The organism is Janthinobacterium sp. JC611 (genome assembly GCF_018682595.1).
Taxonomy (GTDB): domain Bacteria; phylum Pseudomonadota; class Gammaproteobacteria; order Burkholderiales; family Burkholderiaceae_D; genus Janthinobacterium.
The window spans coordinates 222,677-240,997 of record NZ_JAFLJN010000014.1; the positions used below are offsets into that span (position 1 = coordinate 222,677).

Annotated in this window: 16 protein-coding genes; 12 read left to right on the plus strand and 4 right to left on the minus strand. The window is 62.8% G+C overall.

Annotated features, from left to right (window positions below):
- Positions 1–37: 37 nt before the first annotated feature.
- The 3 genes from J0O65_RS10270 to J0O65_RS10280 all read right to left on the minus strand — a co-directional run bounded on the left by J0O65_RS10270 (position 38) and on the right by J0O65_RS10280 (position 4,592).
- Positions 38–1,846 (minus strand): ABC transporter ATP-binding protein, encoded by a 1,809-nt coding sequence (locus J0O65_RS10270; protein ID WP_215406449.1) that lies wholly within the window; start codon positions 1,844–1,846, stop codon positions 38–40.
- Positions 1,836–3,587, minus strand: a complete 1,752-nt coding sequence (locus J0O65_RS10275; protein WP_215406451.1) for an ABC transporter ATP-binding protein — start codon at positions 3,585–3,587, stop codon at positions 1,836–1,838. Before J0O65_RS10275 ends, J0O65_RS10270 begins: the two co-directional genes overlap by 11 nt.
- A gap of 165 nt (positions 3,588–3,752) precedes the next feature.
- Positions 3,753–4,592, minus strand: coding sequence for a phasin family protein (locus tag J0O65_RS10280; protein ID WP_215406453.1), 840 nt, complete (start codon positions 4,590–4,592; stop codon positions 3,753–3,755).
- 390 nt (positions 4,593–4,982) lie between these two features.
- Here J0O65_RS10280 and J0O65_RS10285 point away from each other — a divergent pair, with 390 nt between their 5' ends.
- From J0O65_RS10285 to J0O65_RS10300, 4 genes are read left to right on the plus strand one after another with little or no spacing between them, the layout of a single operon-like run.
- Positions 4,983–6,257, plus strand: a complete 1,275-nt coding sequence (locus J0O65_RS10285; RefSeq protein ID WP_215406455.1) for an amidohydrolase family protein — start codon at positions 4,983–4,985, stop codon at positions 6,255–6,257.
- 36 nt (positions 6,258–6,293) lie between these two features.
- Positions 6,294–6,812, plus strand: coding sequence for a GNAT family N-acetyltransferase (locus tag J0O65_RS10290; protein WP_215406457.1), 519 nt, complete (start codon positions 6,294–6,296; stop codon positions 6,810–6,812).
- On the plus strand, positions 6,809–7,342 hold the full coding sequence (locus tag J0O65_RS10295) for a GNAT family N-acetyltransferase (protein ID WP_251373634.1): 534 nt from the start codon (positions 6,809–6,811) through the stop codon (positions 7,340–7,342). Before J0O65_RS10290 ends, J0O65_RS10295 begins: the two co-directional genes overlap by 4 nt.
- A 35-nt stretch (positions 7,343–7,377) precedes the next feature.
- The gene (locus J0O65_RS10300) at positions 7,378–8,295 is read left to right on the plus strand and encodes an Eco29kI family restriction endonuclease (protein ID WP_215406459.1); all 918 of its coding nucleotides are present in this window, start codon (positions 7,378–7,380) and stop codon (positions 8,293–8,295) included.
- A 103-nt stretch (positions 8,296–8,398) separates the two neighbouring features.
- On the opposite strand, the gene J0O65_RS10305 is transcribed toward J0O65_RS10300, so the two are convergent.
- Positions 8,399–9,631, minus strand: coding sequence for a DNA cytosine methyltransferase (locus J0O65_RS10305; RefSeq protein ID WP_251373635.1), 1,233 nt, complete (start codon positions 9,629–9,631; stop codon positions 8,399–8,401).
- Positions 9,632–9,981: 350 nt separating this feature from the next.
- Between J0O65_RS10305 and J0O65_RS10310 the strand changes: the two genes are divergently transcribed.
- The 8 genes from J0O65_RS10310 to xylB all read left to right on the plus strand — a co-directional run bounded on the left by J0O65_RS10310 (position 9,982) and on the right by xylB (position 18,315).
- Positions 9,982–10,419: a very short patch repair endonuclease gene (locus J0O65_RS10310; RefSeq protein WP_215406461.1), complete on the plus strand. Its 438-nt coding sequence runs from the start codon at positions 9,982–9,984 to the stop codon at positions 10,417–10,419.
- 172 nt (positions 10,420–10,591) lie between these two features.
- Positions 10,592–11,863, plus strand: coding sequence for an ABC transporter substrate-binding protein (locus tag J0O65_RS10315; RefSeq protein ID WP_215406463.1), 1,272 nt, complete (start codon positions 10,592–10,594; stop codon positions 11,861–11,863).
- Between the two features lie 135 nt (positions 11,864–11,998).
- Positions 11,999–12,889 carry a carbohydrate ABC transporter permease gene (locus J0O65_RS10320; RefSeq protein WP_215406465.1) on the plus strand — a complete coding sequence of 297 codons (891 nt, stop codon included), beginning with the start codon at positions 11,999–12,001 and terminating at the stop codon, positions 12,887–12,889.
- Entirely contained in the window at positions 12,877–13,704 is an 828-nt protein-coding gene (locus J0O65_RS10325; protein WP_152250396.1) for a carbohydrate ABC transporter permease, read from the plus strand. The genes J0O65_RS10320 and J0O65_RS10325 overlap by 13 nt, the downstream gene beginning before the upstream one ends.
- Before the next feature lie 11 nt (positions 13,705–13,715).
- Positions 13,716–14,756, plus strand: a complete 1,041-nt coding sequence (locus J0O65_RS10330) for an NAD(P)-dependent alcohol dehydrogenase (RefSeq protein ID WP_215406467.1) — start codon at positions 13,716–13,718, stop codon at positions 14,754–14,756.
- A 2-nt stretch (positions 14,757–14,758) separates the two neighbouring features.
- Positions 14,759–15,892: a sn-glycerol-3-phosphate ABC transporter ATP-binding protein UgpC gene (locus J0O65_RS10335; protein WP_215406469.1), complete on the plus strand. Its 1,134-nt coding sequence runs from the start codon at positions 14,759–14,761 to the stop codon at positions 15,890–15,892.
- 42 nt (positions 15,893–15,934) lie between these two features.
- The gene (locus tag J0O65_RS10340) at positions 15,935–16,825 is read left to right on the plus strand and encodes an AraC family transcriptional regulator (protein ID WP_152250393.1); all 891 of its coding nucleotides are present in this window, start codon (positions 15,935–15,937) and stop codon (positions 16,823–16,825) included.
- 17 nt (positions 16,826–16,842) lie between these two features.
- Complete coding sequence (xylB, locus tag J0O65_RS10345; RefSeq protein ID WP_215406471.1) at positions 16,843–18,315, plus strand: xylulokinase; 1,473 nt, start codon at positions 16,843–16,845, stop codon at positions 18,313–18,315.
- Positions 18,316–18,321: the final 6 nt, after the last annotated feature.

The following is an 18,321-nucleotide window of genomic DNA, read 5'->3' on the forward strand; positions in this document are numbered from 1 at the left end:
AAAGTGCACACGGCAGGTCTAGACTAAGCTAAGCCTCTTACTGCGCCAGCTGCTGCAGCAGGTACAGGCGCTGGTACAGGCCGCCCTCGATCTGCATCAATTCCTCGTGCGGCCCCGCTTCCGTGATGCGGCCGTGGTTCAGCACGATGATACGGTCGGCCTCGCGGATGGTCGACAGGCGGTGCGCGATGGCGATGATGGTGACCTTGCCGCGCAACTCGTTCAGGGCCTGCTGCACGATCTGCTCCGTCTGGCTATCGATGCGCGACGTCGCTTCGTCCAGCAGCAAAATGCGCGGCTGGCCGGCCAGCGCGCGGGCAATCGCGATCAGCTGCTTCTGCCCCGACGACAGGCGCGAGCCGCCTTCGCCCAGCGGCGTGTCGTAGCCGTGTTCCAGCGCGGCGATGAAGTCGTGCGCATGCGCGGCGCGCGCCGCCGTCTCGATCTGCTGCTGCGTGTAGCCGCGGCCCATGTCGATGTTCTCGCGCGCCGAGGCGGCCAGCAGGAAGGGGTCTTGCGGCACCAGGCCCACGTCGGCGCGGAAGCGCTCGTTGGCTATGCTGTCGAGGGCGACGCCATTGATGGCGATGCCGCCCTGCGTGACGGGGTAGAAGCGCAGCAGCAAGGACAGCAGGGTCGACTTGCCGCTGCCCGTGTGGCCGACGATGCCAAAGAACGCACCCTGGGGTATGGTCAGCGACAGGTCGTGCAGCACGGGCTGGTTTTCCACATACGCGAACGTCAGGCGGGAAATGTCCACGGCGGGCACGTCGATGTCCGCTTTCGCCTGCCGCAGGGCCGGTGTTTGCCTGCCCTGCGCGTGCTCGAGCGCCTGCGCCTCGTCCAGCAGGGCCGAGACGCGCGCCGTGGCCACCACCGACTGCTGCAGCTGGCTAAATTGCATGGTGATCTGGATCAGCGGCTCGATCACGCGCGCGATGTAGCTGATGAACGCATACAGCACGCCCACTTCCACGGCGCCCATCTCGCGCCGGCCGAAGCTGAAGATGACGACGGCCAGCAGCACGATGTTGAGCATGTCGAGCGCGGGGCGCAGCAGCCAGGCGTTGGCGCGCAATTCCTGCATGCGCGCCGTGTAGTGGTCCTGGTTGATGCCCGTGAAGCGGGCGCCGAAGCGTTTTTCCGCATTGTTCGCCTGCAGCACGCTCATGCCGCCGATCGATTCGGCGATCTGTCCATTGATCTCGCTGCGCAGGGCGCGCGCGCGCGTGACGGCCGGCGCGCTCCAGCGCTGATACAGGAAGACGATCGCCAGCACGGCCGGCAGCAGGGCCAGCACGATCAGCATCAATCGCCAGTCGAGGAAGGCCATGGCGGCCATGGTGCCGACCAGCACGATGGAGCTGTCGAGGATGACGAACAGCACCTGCACGTACAGCGATTTCACCGCCTCCGTGTCGTTGGTGACGCGGCTGACCAGTTGCCCCGTGATGGCGCGGTCAAAGAAGGCCATGGGCAGGCGCAGCACGTGTTGATACACGGTTTCGCGCAGGCGCTGCACCGAGCGCATGGCCAGGCCGGACAGGCGCACCAGCTGCAGGTAGCGCAGGCCGGATGCGACCCAGCCCGTCAGCAGGCAGCCGCCCAGCAGCAATGCCATGCGCGTCCAGTCCAGGTGGCGCGGCAGCAGGTGCTGGTCGATCAGGGCCTTGCCCAGGATCGGCCCCGTCACTTCAAGGGCGGCGGCGAGGATCAGCCAGAACGTGGCCCAGTATAAATGGCGCAGGTCGGGCGCAGCGGCGCGGCGCAGCAGGCCGATGGCTTGCGCGGCCTGGCGGCGCACGGATGGCGTGGCGGTGGTGGCGTGGTCGGTCTTAGATGGCATCGAGGCTGGCCTCCAGTTGTTGATAGCGCCACTGGCTGGCATACCAGCCGTCGCGCTGCATCAGCGCGTCGTGGTTGCCCGTTTCCGTGACGTGGCCGTCGCGCAGCACCAGGATCAGGTCCGCGTTGACGACGGCGCTCAGGCGGTGGCTGGCGATGATGGCGCTGCGCTCGGGGCGCTTGCGGCGCAATTCTTCCAGGTGCTGCAGGATGCGCGTTTCCGTGCCCGTGTCGACGGCGGACAGCGCATCGTCGAGCAGCAGCAAGCCGTTGTCGGCCAGCAGGGCCCGGGCGATCGCCACGCGCTGGCGCTGGCCGCCGGACAGGGTGATGCCCTTTTCGCCCACGTGCGTTTGATACCCGTCCGGGAATTGCAGGATGTCCGCATGGATGTCGGCCAGCTGCGCCGCCCGCTCCACTTCCTCGCGCGTGGCGTCGGGGCGGGCCAGGGCGATATTGTCGGCGATGGTGGCGGAGAACAGGAAGGACTCCTGCGGCACCCAGCTGATGGCCGCGCGCAGCGCGTGTAACGTATAAGCGTCCAGCGGCTGGCCATTCCATGTGGCCGTGCCCGTCTGCGGCGTGACCTGGCGCAGCAGCACGCGCAGCAGGGTCGACTTGCCGCTGCCCGTGGGGCCCACCAGACCCAGGGTCTGACCCGGCAGCAGGCGCAGCGAGATGCCGGACAGCGCGGGCGCCGTCTGGCCCGCGTAGGCAAAGCCGACGTCCTGCAATTGCAGGGGCCCGGGCGCGAGCGTGGTGATGCTGCCATGGTCGTCGATGGCCAGCGGCGCGTCGAGCATCGGCTGCAGCCGCTGCCAGGCGGCACGGCCCCGTTCGATCAATGACAGCACCCAGCCGGCGGCGAACATGGGCCAGATCAGCTGGCCCAGGTACATGGAAAAGCTCGTCAGCGCGCCGATGGTCAGCTGGTCTTGCCACACGAGGTAGCCGCCCAGGCCCAGGGTCAGCGCCGTGGCGGCCGTCAGGGTCAGGCCGACGGCCGGTTCATACGCCGCTTCCCAGCGCTGCGCCGTCAGGCTGGCGTTGGCCGCGTGGCCGGCCAGGGTGGAAAACTGCTTGCTGCTGCGCTCTTCCAGGCCCAGCGCGCGCAAGGTGCGCACACCCGACAGCGATTCCTGCACATGGTCGTTCAGCGCGGAAAAACGCTTGAGCGAATCCGTCGACGCCGTGTGGATATGGCTGGAAATGCGCCAGAAGGCCAGTCCCATCAGGGGGAAGGGCAGCAAGGCGATGCAGGCCAGGCGCCAGTCCACGCCCAGCAGCATGATGCCGAGCACCATCAGCAAGGTCAAGGTGCCGTCGAAGCCGGCCAGCATGGCTTCGCCGGCGGCCATTTCGATGGCGTCGATGTCGTTCGTCGCCAGCGCCATCAGGTCGCCCGTGCGCTGGTTCTGGTAGAACGAGGCGCCCTGTTGCGACATGCGCGTGTAGAAGCGCGTGCGCAGCATCACGCCCAGCTGGTAGGCGGCCTTGAACAGGGTGATGCGCCAGCCCACGCGCAGGAAGTAGATGACGACGCCCACGGCGAGCAGGGTCAGCAGTTCAAGCCACAGTTCGGCAGCCGTCATGCGGTGCGCGGCCAGCGCGTCGATGATGGCGCCCACGCGGCGCGGGATCCAGACGGTCAGTGTTGCCACGCCTGTCAGCATGACGGCGGCGGCGGCATACGCCGGCCAATGCTGACGCACGAAGCCGGCGATGAGCCTCGATAAACTCATGGTTACCTTTTGTTTTGAATAATGGGGTGTCGCGGGGCGGAAGGACGGGCACGCGGACGGAAAGTACGCGTAGGATACAACAAGGCGGAAAAGCGCGCTGTGGACGGGCACGCAAAAAACGGGCCGTAGCCCGTTGTGTTGCTGCGTCAGCGCGGCGCGCGCGGCTTACTTGCGGCCGCTGCCTTTGCCACCGCCCAGCATGTCGAGCTGTTTCGACGGCGCGCCCTTGGGGGCGGCCTTGGCCACGGTCTTGCCGGCGGCGCTGGCCGGCTTGGTGGCTGGTTTGCTCGAAGGAAATGGTTTCGCGGCCGGCTTGGCCGGTGCCGGCGCGGCGGCTTTCGCAGGCGCCGGTGCGGGCTTGGCCGCTTCAGGCTTGGCTTCCAATTTGGCAGCCGGTTTGGCTTCGGCCGCTTTCACGGCGGGCTTGTCGGCGGCCTTCTCGGCAACCTTGGCGGGCGCTGTTTGTGGTTTGGCTGCGGGGGCGGAGGCGGCAACGGGGGCGGGTGCCGCCTTGGCGGCAGGCTTGGCCACTTCGGCAGGCTTGGCGCCAACGGGGGCAGGTGCCGCTGCTGGCGCGGGCGCTGGTGCTGGCGCAGCTACAGGCGCAGCTACCGCGGCCAGCGCAGGCTTGGCCGCGACAGGAGCAGGGGCGGGTGCGACGGCCGGGGTGGTCGCATCGAGGCGCGCCTTGGCCGAGGCCAGCAATTCCGCCTGGGTGCTCGAGGCGATGCCGAACAGCTGGCGGCTGTAGGCCAGTACGCTCTCGATACTGGGCTGCGCCTGGCTGGTGCTGTAGCTGAAGAAGTCGCGCGGGTCCTGCGTGACCAGCAGCTGCTGCGCCGTTTCCGCCGTGTGCGACAGGGCGGCCTTGCCGGCGTTCAGGTTCAGGGCGATGATTTTCTCGGCGCTTTCGAAGACTTTGCTGGTCAGGGCGCTGAAGATTTGCAGCTGGTTTTCCAGTTGCGACTTGGCGGCACTGGAAAATTGTTCAGGAAGCGGAAACATATTTACTCCTTTGTACGGATTAAAATGCTGGCAAAACGCTCTGCAAAATCCCGAAAACCAGAGTTGGCCGCGTTTTGTAAAGTGGGTAGCGTGCTAGGTGCTGAACATGGACTGTTTATGATGCAACGCAATATGAATATTCTAGCGGTGATTCGAGTTAGTTGAAAGCTATTTTCTCAAGGGCGTGCGCCGCGTGCCTGGCGCGCACACGCCGCATTCATGGGCCTGGCAGAATTTGCGGGAAGTTTGTGCACGCGCAAGGTGTTGTCAGCGAATCTATGGCTACGCTTTTGCCAGTGACAATATTCATGCACCGCAGCATCCTTGAAAAAAGAAGATGACAATCTATTGGAAGCACCAGATACCGTAGTCAACCGAAGGAGTGTCCGCATGGACCTTGTCATCCGCAATGCCAGCCTGCCCGACGGGCGCCGCGCCATCGATATCGCCATCGAGGGTGGCCGCATCGCCGCCGTCGCTCCCGCCTTGCCCGTGACGGGCGCGCAAGAGATCGACGCCGCCGGCGACCTCGTCACGCCGCCGTTCGTCGACGCCCACTTCCACATGGACGCCACGCTCAGCTATGGCTTGCCGCGCGTGAACGCCTCCGGCACCCTGCTCGAAGGCATCGCCCTGTGGGGCGAACTCAAGCCGCAATTGACGCAGGACGCCCTGGTGGCGCGCGCCCTGCAGTATTGCGACTGGGCCGTGGCGCGCGGCTTGCTGGCCATCCGCTCGCACGTGGATATCTGCGACCCGCGCCTGCTGGCCGTCGAAGCGCTGCTCGACGTCAAGCGGCAGGTGGCGCCGTATCTCGATCTGCAGCTGGTGGCGTTTCCGCAGGACGGCATTCTGCGCAGTCCCGGCGCCTTCGACAATCTGAAGCGCGCCATCGCCATGGGCGTCGACGTGGTGGGCGGCATCCCGCATTTCGAGCGCACCATGGCCGATGGTGCCGAATCCGTGCGCCTGCTGTGCGAATTCGCCTGCGAACGCGGTCTGATGGTCGACATGCATTGCGACGAGTCGGACGACCCGCTGTCGCGCCATATCGAAACCCTGGCCTTCCACAGCCAGCGCCTCGGCATGCAGGGCAGGGTGACGGGCTCGCACCTGACGTCCATGCATTCGATGGACAATTATTATGTGAGCAAACTGCTGCCCCTGATCCGCGAGGCGGGCGTGGCGGCCATCGCCAATCCCCTCATCAACATCACCCTGCAGGCGCGCCACGATACGTATCCGAAGCGGCGCGGCATGACGCGCGTGCCCGAGATGCTGGCCGCCGGCATCCCCGTCGCCTTTGGCCACGACTGCGTGATGGACCCGTGGTACAGCCTCGGCTCGGGCGACATGCTGGAAGTGGCGCACATGGGCATGCACGTGGCGCAGATGACGGGCCAGCAAGCGATGCACGACTGCTTCCTGGCCGTGACGGAAACGCCGGCGCGCATCCTGGGCCTGGATGGCTACGGCATCGCGCCAGGCTGCCATGCGGACTTGCTGATCCTCGATTGCGGCTCCACGGTGGAGGCGCTGCGCCTGCGCGCGGCGCGGCGCCTGGTGCTGCGGCGCGGGCAGGTCGTCAGCGAGTCGCCGCGCGCCAGTGCGCGTCTGCACCTGGCGGGGCGGCCGGACAGCGTGAATTTCCGCCTGGGGCGCTGATACAATCGGCCATCACTTGTTATCGGGAGCAGCGCCTTGAAAGAAATTGACATCCGCCCGGCCAACGAAGCCGACTTCGACGCCATGTGGGCCATCTTCCAGGTCCTGGTGGCCGCTGGCGACACCTATACCTTCCCCGCCGATACCACGCGCGAAGCGTGCCGCGCCTACTGGTTCGGCCCCGGCGTGCAAAGCTTTGTCGCCGTGATGGGCAGCGAGCGTCTGCTGGGCATGTACAAGCTGGTGGCGAACCAGCAGGGCCATGGATCGCACGTGGCCAATGCCTCGTTCATGGTCGATCCGGCCGCGCAGGGCGTCGGCGTGGGCCGTTTGCTGGGCGTGCACTGCATGGAGGAGGCGCGCCGCGCGGGCTACCTGGCGATGCAGTTCAACTTCGTCGTCAGCACCAACCTGGCCGCCGTCACCCTGTGGAAAAAGCTGGGCTTCACGGTGGTCGCCACCCTGCCGCTGGCCTACCGCCACGCGCAGCTCGGTTATGTCGACGCCTACGTGATGTACCAGTTGCTGACCGACCCGATGCAGTGGCCGGCATGAGCGGCGCCATCACCATCTGCGAGACGCCGCGCCTGCGCCTGCGCACGGTCACGCCCGACGATGCGGCGTTCTACATGGAACTGGTCAACGACCCGTCCTGGATCGCCAACATCGGCCAGCGCAATATCCACACCCTGGAGGCGGCCCGCGCGGCACTGGAAACGGGACCGATGGCGCAGTTCCGCGAGCATGGCTATTCCCTGTACATCGTCGAACGCCGCAGCGACGGCGCGCCTGTCGGCATGGCCGGTCTGGTACGCCGCGACAGCCTGCCCGGCCCCGATATCGGCTATGCCGTGCGCCCCGCCTACTGGGGCCAGGGCTATGCCTACGAGGCGGCGGCCGCCATCGTGCGGCATGCGCAGCACGTGCTGCGCCTGCCCACCCTGTACGGCATCACCTCGCTGCAAAACCAGGCGTCGATCAATCTGCTCAACAAGCTGGGTCTGCGCTTCGAGCGCTTTACGCGCCGCCAGCCGGATGGCAAGGATACGAATGTCTACCGTAAGGATTTTCGCCAGTTTTCGTAGGGTGAACGTAAATATTGAATAGGGTAAGGAAATAGATGGCCACAAGTAAAAAAGTCGTTCCACCTCTCGAAACTATGCTTATTGAATTGCAAGATCTAGCCAGTCGAATAGCCAATGTTGACGCAGGTACTGATGCCCGTAGTGTCAAAAAAATCCGTTTGGAACTAGAGCGGGCGGTGTCTGAGATCAAGGCGACCACGGAAAGGTTGGACCCCGTTTGGCGTCCGGAATCGATTTTCGATCCATCCGATCCTAACACCGCTGGCAGGGTAGTGGCCTTGACCATGGTTGCGCAGGAAAGGCATTCGTTGGCGGCTATCCCTGAATTCTATGGTGCCGGGGTGTATGCGATCTATTATCGAGGCGATTTTTCACCTTACTTACCATTGAAAGATACTGATCATCCTATCTACGTGGGAAAAGCTGACCCTGATCGACAAGGCGCCAAGGATGCTGTAACTCAAGGAACAAAGCTATCGGCACGACTCAATGAACATGCCCGCAGTATTCGAAAAGCAACTACTACACTGAAAATTGAAGATTTTGAATGTCGTTTTTTGATTGTGCAAAGCGGGTATCAAAAGTCGGCCGAAGATTACTTGATCAACTTTTTCAAGCCGATCTGGAACTCGGAGACGAAGATCTGCTTTGGTCTTGGGAAGCATGGAGACAGTTCCGATACGCGTGTCAATAAGCGCTCACCCTGGGATACCATGCATCCAGGACGAGAATGGGCGGATAGAACTTTTGAGAACCAGAAATCGATCGAGGTGATCAATGAGCAAATTGCTGGTCACTTGTCAGTACATACGCCTTACACAGATGTCCATCAAATTTTTGAGCGGATCATGGCCGATATGCGCCAGATTAACCGGGAGCGTTTCTTTACTCCTGCAAAAGGTGATGCTTTGTTCGATCAGGTAGCCGCCGAGGTCATGCCCCCTTCAGAGTAGTGGCGCGATTTTTTTGACTCGGATTTATTCTTTAAAATATGGCGGAAGGGCAGGGGCTTTTGGTGCACCTCTTGCATTCTTCCCGCCATGCTGGGATCCACTTTTACTCTCGCAGAAGTGCGCATACACTGCGTGCCATTACTGCCGCTAACTTTACAGGAACGGCGTTGCCTAGCTGGCGCATGGTCTCAGACCATGTACCTTCAAATATGAAATTGTCAGGGAAGGTCTGAATACGTGCTGATTCCCTGACAGTAAAGTACCTAACTGAGCCGTCAGTGCGGCGTAGCATATTTTCACCTCCAGGAACCCCATGGTCACCTGCTTTGAGTGCCTTTGCTGGTTCATCAATCGGGCTTCCTGTATGCCCGGCGTAAGCTCTTGCGCCTGGCTGAAAGCGATGTGCTTGCGTCAACTCCAATTCCTTTGTGGAGGATCTCTCAGGGTCGGGGAGATCTGAGATAGCGTCTCTGACGGTTTGCCAGGCAAGCATGTTTGCGCCGTCATCAGCATCTAGAATTTTTTGGATCTTTTTATCTATGCCTTCGGGCCGCGGCGGACGCTTCTTGGATGCGACGCGGTGACGTTCCCAGTAGCTCCCGTTTGCCCATTTTGTCAGCACCAGCGCATCGCTACTATGTGTTTCAGCTGGAAAGTCCCAAGGCTTGTGAACATCAGCCCTGAAACCAACGAAAAAGATACGCATACGCTTTTGCGGAACACCATAATTGGCGGCATTGACCAGACGGTGATAGACATGATATTCGCTCGGCGCCCCCTTGGCCTTGTATGTTTGCAGCCTTGCCAAGTGTTCTGTCCACAGCTCTTTCGTTTTGGAAATTTGTGATGGAAATTCAAGTTGCAGAAGGATGTAGTTGAAGTAGTCGGCGAATGCCGCACGTTTTAGACCTTGTACATTTTCAAAGGTAAACGCGCGCGGCCGGGCCTCTCGGACAGCACGTATCGCTTGCGGGAACATATCTCTCTCGTCGAGAAATCCGCCGTGCTTCCCACCCATGGAAAAAGGTTGGCATGGTGGACCTCCGGTGATTAGATCGATATTGATATGACTTGTATAGTTAAAATCACGTACGTCGCCTTCTATGACATCAGGCCAATGACTGATCGGTTCCACCTGCTGAAGTTTGTTATTGCGCAAGGTATTGCACGCATGGCTGTTCCATTCGACAACTGCGCGATGCTGAACATCATTGCTGGAAAAACCAAGCGCCAGTCCTCCCGCCCCTGCGAATAGTTCAATTGACTCAATGGTACGAGCATTTGTCACTAGTGTGTCTGAAGGGACTAAGAGGGCGGGCGTGTTATACATGGTCATTTTGGGTGGCTGAAACGCTGCTGCTTCTTCGGTACATTATTGAATCGATGTGGTTGATCGTAACCTGACATTGTAGGGTGGCAACTGCCACTCTCGTCTGCATGTGATGGTGTGTATAGCAACTTCTGTGTGGATACATTTAAGTAGTGCAGCAGTATAAAGCAATGAACACAAGAGGAACAAACCGAAGGAGGTAGCTGAACGCCATATGCCTCAATGCCCATCTTTCTGTAGACCTCATTTTACTGTGTTTTTGTACAGTGCTCAATGGGCTGATTTGTTGTGACTCAAACTACCCATTGAAAATGCCAGGAACGGCACTATTTTTGCACGGTTTCATGAGGTGCATTATGGTTGACACTCTAGATCAGCCATCGCGTAGCAGAGTGATGGCACGGGTTAAAGGCAAAAACACTGGGCCAGAGCTGTTGGTTCGAAAGCTGGTGTTCGCAGCTGGATATCGCTATCGAATTCATGTCAAGAATCTGCCGGGATCTCCCGATTTGACGTTTCCTCGCAGGAAAAAAGTCATCTTCGTACATGGATGTTTTTGGCACCGGCATGAGGGTTGTGATTTGGCTCGCATGCCTAAGTCACGAATCGATTTTTGGGACTCAAAATTGAGCGGTAATAAGTTACGCGATGCACGAGCAGTCGATGCCTTGCGTCAATCTGGATGGGATGTCATGGTCGTGTGGGAGTGCGAGCTTCGTGATCTGGAGAACGTAGCGAAAGCGATACAAGAATTTCTCGGCGCACCTTGTCGGCGTGTCTTGCCTGAAGTGTGAGTCCTCGAGAAAATGAGGACATCTTGGCTCTTGACGATCCGCCAGCAGGTGAGGAACGGCTGAAAAAAAGTATTTAGAAACCCGCGCCTTTTGTAGTGGTGGCAGGCCGTCTTTGTTTTTATAGTGGATTCACCGGTGGAAAACCGCCGGACTATAAAAATGGAGACGTGTTATGAAAATCATGACTGCTGTTGCATGGGGCGCACTTATGTCCGCCGGGTTTGCCGACGCCTCGGCGCAAAGCTGCTCGGTGCCGGTGATCAAGGTGCTGGCGCAGAAAAGCCTGGGTCTGACCGTGATGGAAAAGACCCTGGCCGAGTATGAAAAGAAAAACGGCACCAAGGTACAAATCAGCTATTTCGGCGAAAACGACCGCCGCTCCAAGGCCCGCCTCGACGCTTCCACCAAGGCCGGTTCCTACCAGATCTACTACATCGACGAAGCCAACGTGGCCGAATTTGCCACGGCCGGCTGGGTCGTTCCGCTGCTCAAATACCTGCCCAAGGACGCCGACTACGATGACTTCCTGCCCGGTCGCCGCGCCGTCGCCTCGTACAAGGGCGTGGCGTATTTCGCGCCCCTGATCGGCGGCAGCGACTTCCTGTTCTATCGCCGCGACCTGCTGGAAAAGGCCGGCATCGCCGTGCCGAAGACGCTCGACGAACTGGTCGCCGCCGTCAAGAAGCTCAATAGTCCGCCGAACGTGTATGGCTGGGCGGCGCGCGGGCAGCGCGGCTCGGGCATGAATGTGTGGCGCTGGTCGCCGTTCATGCTGGCCGCCGGCGGCAAGTGGGAAAAGGATGGCGTACCGACCTTCAATTCGCCGCAGGCCGTCAAGGCGACGACCCTGTACCGCGACCTGTTCAAGTATTCGCCGCCTGGCGGCGCCACCTACGACTGGAGCAACGCGCTCGAAGCATTCAGGTCGGGCAAGGTGGCCTTCATGATCGAGTCGACGCCGTTCGCCGACTGGATGGAAGACCCGAAAAAATCCGCGGTGGTCGACAAGGTCGGCTATGTGCGCCCACCCGCGCCGCTGGCGTCGGCCGCCTACGGCCATGGCCTGGCCATCTCCGCCACGGGCGCCAGGGATGAATGCACGCGCCAGGCGGCCGGCAAGTTCATCGCCTGGGCCACCGGCAAGGAACAGGAACAGGCGCGCCTGAAGGACAACGTCTTCAGCGACTACAACCGCAGCAGCACCATCGCCAGCGACTACTTCCGCAAGCACGTCAAGCCGCAGATCCAGGCGGGCCTGACGGACACCACGCCCGTCTCGCGCGTCACCATCTGGCCCAGCCCCGAGTGGCCGGACATCGGCGACAACCTGGGCGTGGTGCTGGAAGAGGTGTTTACCGGCACGCGCGGCGACGTGCAGAGCGCGCTTGATGAGGCGAATGAGTACGCGACGGAAGTGATGCAGCGGGCCAGCAAGCGTAAATAAGCCCTTATCGCCAACAACTCCACCAGCTAAAACCAGGGGTCAGTCGCTTTGCGATCGGATTGGGCCCCACTGGGGCTCAATCCCCCGTCGGGTCTGACCCCGGATTTACGCTAACGAGCCTGAAAGCCTATTTTTATGCCGCATTCCATCCGTCAAAAACGCCACACCTGGCTGCCGGCCGTCTTTCTGACGCTGCCGCTGCTGATCCTGCTGATACTGGGCCTGGTGCCCAGCATCGCCGCCATCAACCTGGCCCTGCAAAACCGCGTGCTGCGCTACAGCGACAGCGACTACGTCGGCTTTGCCAATTTTCTCCGCCTGTTCGGCGACCGCCGCTTCGTCAATGCCGTGCAGGTATCGGCCATCTGGGAAGTCGTCACCGTGGCCGGCTCGCTGATCGTCGGCGTGCTGCTGGCCGTGTTCCTGTTCGAGAGAGTCAAGGGACGCACCCGTGACGTCATCGCGCTGCTGCTGATCGTGCCCGTGCTGCTGCCGCGCGTGTCGGCCGCCTTCATCTGGAAGTTCATGTATTCGCCGTTGATGGGTATTTTGAACTGGCTGCTGGAATGCGTGGGCCTGGGCGGCACGGCCTTGCTGTCCGACCCCGCCACGGCCCTGTACGCGGTGGCGCTGGTCGATATCTGGCAGTGGGGCCTGTTCTTCGGCGCCGTCATCCTGAAACTGCTGGAAACCCTGCCCGCCGAACCGCTGGAAGCGGCGCGCCTCGACTACGCCAGCACGCTGCAGGTGTATGCGTACATTGCGCTGCCCATGCTGAAGGTACCCATCATGAGCCTCGTGTTCATCAAGATGGTCGAGTCGCTGCGTTCGTTCGACCTGATTTACGTGATGACCAAGGGCGGCCCCGGCATCTCCACCGAAACGCTGGACATGTACGCGTATGCGCAAGGCATCGGCCTGATGGGCAAGGTGTCGTACGCGTCCAGCATGGCCGTGCTGATGATGCTGGCGACGACTGTCATCTTTACCTTACTCTGGAAGCGGGTCGCCAAATGGGAAAACTGACTGTTACGCGCGGCCTTGGCGCCGTCACCACCACCGCCATCACGACCCTCATCGTGCTGGTGGCGCTGTTCCCCATCCTGTGGGCCGTGCTCAATTCCTTCAAGGAGCTGATGGACATCGTCACGCCCGTGCCGCGCTTTTTCTTCAGCCCGACCCTGGCCAACTACCAGCAGGTGCTGGCCAGCCCGGAAGTGCTGACGGGCCTGGGCAACAGCGTGGCCATCGTCGGCGTGGCCGTCTTGCTGGGCGCCGTGCTGGGCGTGCCGGCCGCGTATGCGATCGCCCGCTACCCGATCCCGGCCAAGAAGGATATCCAGTTCTTCCTGCTGTCGCTGCGCTTTTTGCCGCCCGTTGCCGTGGCCATTCCATTGATCTCGATCTGGATCGACCTGGGGCTGTACGACTCGCGCCTGTCGATGGTGGTGACGTATCTGCTGGTGACCCTGTCGACCATCATCTGGCTGTCGATTCCCGCCTTTGCCCGCATCCCGAAGGAGATCGAGGAAGCGGCCGCGCTCGACGGCTACGGCCCCTACCAGGTGTTCTGGCACGTGGCCCTGCCGGTGGCCTCGAAGACCCTGATGGGCGGCATCGTCTTCAGCTTCGTGCTGGTCTGGAATGAACTGATGATCGCGCTGGCGCTCACCTCCTCGAAAAGCATGACCCTGCCCGTGGTGGCGTCGGCCTTCACGTCGATGGGCCAGGAAGTGCCGTGGGGCGTGGTGAACGCCTCCACCGTGCTGCTGGCGCTGCCGCCGCTGCTGTTCGTCGGCATCCTGGGACGGCTGCTCAACTCCATGCTCAAACATAAATAAGGACTCCCATCATGCAAGCACTCGTACTGGAACACGCGCATTCCATCACCCTGCGCGACATCGACGTGCCGCTCGCCGTCGGCCCGCGCGATGTGAAGATCAAGATTCATACCGTGGGCATCTGCGGCAGCGACGTGCACTACTTCAAACATGGCAGGATCGGCCCCTTCGCCGTCGAGGCGCCTATGGTGCTCGGCCACGAGGCGTCCGGCGTGGTGGCGGAAGTGGGCGCGGACGTCACGCACCTGAAAGTGGGCGACCGGGTCTGCATGGAGCCAGGCGTGCCGCAGTTCGATTCGCCCGCCACCATGCGCGGCCTGTACAACCTCGACCCGGCCGTGCGTTTCTGGGCCACGCCGCCCATCCACGGCTGCCTCACGCCGTACGTCGTGCATCCGGCCGCGTTCACCTTCAAGCTGCCGGATAATGTCAGCTTCGGCGAAGGCGCCATCGTCGAGCCGCTGGCCATCGGCCTGCAGGCGGCCAAGAAGGCGGCCATCAAGCCGGGCGACGTGGCGGTGGTCATCGGCGCCGGCACCATCGGCGCCATGAATGCGCTGGCCGCGCTGGCGGGCGGCTGCTCGCGCGTGATCCTGGCCGACCTGGTGCCGGAAAAACTGGCCCTGTTCGCCGATAACCCCGCCGTGACCACGGTCGACGTGCGCCAGGCCAGCCTGGCGGACACGGTGCGCGATTCCACCGATGGCTGGGGCGCCGACATCGTCTTCGAAGCGAGCGGCAGCATGCGCGCCTACGACCACATCGTCGACCTGCTCTGTCCGAACGGCTGCCTGGTGCTGGTCGGCATGCCGCCGGAGAACGTCCCCTTCGATATCGTCGCCATCCAGGCCAAGGAAGTGCGCATCGAATCCGTGTTCCGCTACGCGAACATCTTCCCGCGCGCCATCGCCTTGCTGGCCTCGGGCAAGATCGACGTGAAGCCCTTCATTTCGCGCACCTTCGGCTTTGCCGACGGCGTGCAGGCGTTCGAGGAAGCGGCCAAGGGCCATCCGCGCGACGTCAAGATCCAAATTGAACTGGCGGGAGACTAACCATGGCAAATATCGCCTGCAGGCAGCTGCACAAGACGTATGACGAGAAGACGGCCGTGCTGCAGCCGTTCGACCTGGATATCGATGACGGCGAATTCATCGTCCTGCTGGGGCCTTCGGGCTGCGGCAAGTCGACCTTGCTGCGCATGATCGCGGGACTGGAAGACATCAGCGGCGGCGAGCTGCACATCGGCGGCGCCATCGTCAACGACTTGCCGCCGCGCGCGCGCAACGTGGCGATGGTGTTCCAGAACTACGCGCTGTATCCGCACATGACGGTGTACGACAATATCGCCTTCGGCCTGCGCCGCCTGAAGGTGCCGAACGACGAGATCGAGCGGCGCGTGCGCGAGGTGGCGGCCATCCTCAGCCTGGACAGCCTGCTCGATCGCAAGCCGCGCGCCATGTCGGGAGGCCAGCAGCAGCGCACGGCGATTGCGCGCGCCATGATCAAGACGCCGCAGGTGTTCCTGTTCGACGAGCCGCTGTCGAACCTGGACGCCAAGCTGCGCGCACAGCTGCGCGCCGACATCAAGCGCCTGCACCGGCGCCTGCGCACCACCACCCTGTACGTCACGCACGACCAACTGGAAGCGATGACCCTGGCCGACCGCGTGGTGCTGATGAAGGGCGGACATATCGAGCAGATCGGCACGCCGGCGGACCTGTACAACCATCCGCGCACGCTGTTCGCGGCAGGCTTCATCGGCACGCCTGCCATGAACTTCATCGATGGCGTCGTCGACAAGGCGGGCGGGCAAACGGTGCTCGCGTGCGCCGGCTACCGCTGGCCATTGATTTCGCCCCGCTTCGCCGCGCTGCAGGCAGGCATGCGCGTGGTCTTCGGCCTGCGCCCGAATCACTTGCGCGCGGCGCCAGCGCAGGCAAAAACGCAGGCACAAACGCAGAAACCGGCCGGCACGCATGGCCTGGCGTGCGCGATCGACCTGGTCGAGCTGCTGGGCGCCGAAGCACTGATCAGCTTTCAGTGCGGCGCCTTGACCTTGTCGGCCCTGCTGCCGGCGAACGCGGCCAATGGCGCGGCGCAGGTGGGACAGACCCTGGCGCTGGCCTTCGACGAGGAACACATGCATCTGTTCGACGCCGACAGCGGGCTGGCGGTGGCCGCGGGCTGAAGTCGTTAAAATAGGGGACCGAGACCGTGCAAGGGAACTGCCGTGACGCCTGACCTGGAACTGATCCACAAACCGATCCACGAATCGTTTCGCGCGTGGGCGCACGGCTTTCCGCACACCGTGGCGAAATGGCATTTTCATCCCGAGTACGAACTGCATTTCATCATCACGTCGAGCGGCAAATTCTTTATCGGCGACCATATCGGCAGTTACGGGGCGGGCAATCTGATCCTGACGGGACCGAACCTGCCGCACAACTGGGTCAGCGAACTGCCGGAAGGCGTGGTCCTGCCCGAGCGCGATCTGGTGCTGCAGTTTTCCAGCGACTTCATCGAACGTTGCGCGCTGCTGTTCCCGGAAATGGCGCCCCTGAAAGCGCTGCTGGCCGAGGCGGGCAGGGGCTTGCAGTTTCCCGATGCGCTGGGCCTGCGCCTGGTGCCGCTGATGAAGGAATTGACGACGGCGCAGGGCTTGCGCCGCGTCGAACTGTTTACGCGCCTGTTCGGCGAGCTGTGCGACTGCCGCGAACGGCGTCCGCTGGCCAGCGTCACCTACCTGGCGCAGGCGGGGCGCTACATGTCGTCGACCATCAACCTGGTGCTGGCCTACATCAAGCAAAACATCACCCTGGATTTCTGCGAGCAGGATGTGGCCGACGTGGCGGAGATGAATACCCTGAAATTCACGCGCTTCTTTCGCAAGCACACGGGCACCTCGTTCATCCAATACGTGAACCAGGAACGCATCGCGCTGGCCTGCGAACTGCTGATGAACACGGACATGAAGGTCACCGATATCTGCTACCGCACGGGATTCAACAACCTCTCCAATTTCAACCGCCAGTTTTTGGCGCACAAGCAGATGTCGCCGTCGAAATTCCGCTCCTGCCTGCTGATGAACATGCCCGAGCCGTCCGGCGACGGCCATTCTTAACTTTCTTTTGGAATCAAATGACTTATCTCGGTATCGATATCGGCACTTCCGAAGTCAAGGCCATCCTCACCGATGACGCCCAGGCCATCCTGGCCAGCGCCGGCGTGACGCTGCGCGTCTCCAGTCCCCATCCCGGCTGGTCGGAACAGAATCCCGAGGACTGGTGGCACGCCACGCTGGACGTCATCGCCGCCATCCGCGCCGCGCAGCCGGTGGCGTTTTCCGGCTTGCGCGGCATCGCGCTGTCGGGCCAGATGCATGGCGCCACCCTGCTCGACAAGCAGCAGCACGTGCTGCGCGCCGCCATCCTGTGGAACGACACGCGCGCGTTTGCCGAATGCGTGGAGCTGGAAGCGCTGGTGCCCGAGTCGCGCGCCATCACGGGCAACCAGGCCATGCCCGGCTTCACGGCGCCCAAGCTGCTGTGGCTGCAAAAGTACGAGCCGTCGCTGTTCCGCGCCACGGCCAAGGTCTTGCTGCCGAAGGATTACGTGGCCTTGCGCCTGACGGGCGAGTATGTGACCGACATGTCCGACGCTTCCGGCACCCTGTGGCTGGACGTGGCCAAACGCGACTGGTCCGAGCGCATGCTGGCCGCCACCGGCCTCTCGCGCGAGCACATGCCGCGCCTGGTCGAAGGCAGCGCGAGCGCCGCGCAGGTGCGATCCTCGCTGTGCCAGGAATGGGGCATCGCGCACACGGTGCTGCTGGCCGGCGGCGCGGGCGACAACGCGGCCGCCGCCGTGGGCCTGGGCGTGGTGGAGCCGGGCGCCGGCCTGCTGTCGCTGGGCACGTCCGGCGTGCTGTTCGCCGGCAGCGACGGCTTCGCGCCCAATCCGGGCCAGGGCGTGCACGCGTTTTGCCATTGCCTGCCCGAGCGCTGGCACCAGATGAGCGTGATCCTCAGCGCCGCGTCCAGCCTGGCCTGGGTGGCGCGGCTGACGCAGTCGCCCGACATCGGCGAACTGGTGAACCTGGCCGAAGGCGTCGAGGCGCGCACGGCGCCCATCTTCCTGCCGTATTTGAGCGGCGAACGCACGCCGCACAACGATGCGTCCGCGCGCGGCGTGTTCTTCGGCCTGTCGACGGAACACGGGCGCGCGGAGCTGGCCTACAGCGTGATGGAAGGCGTGGCCTTTGCCATGGCCGACGGCAATGCGGCCCTGCGCAGCGCCGGCACGCATCTGGAAGAAGCGTCGTTCGTGGGCGGCGGGTCGCGCAGCCGCTTCTGGGCGCAGCTGTGCGCGAATGCCTCCGGCTTGCACGTGCTGCGCCACGACCACGGCGTGGCTGGCGGCACCCTGGGCGCGGCGCGCCTGGCGCAGATGGCGGTGACGGGCTTGCCGCCCGCGCAGGTGTGCACGCGCCCGGCCGTGCAGGAAACGGTGGCGCCGCAGGCGTGCGGCGTGCTCGACGAGCGCCTGGCGCGCTACCGGCGCCTGTATCCGCTGCTGCGCGCGGAGTTCGCGGGGGCGGCCGCGGCGCGCTGAGGCCGC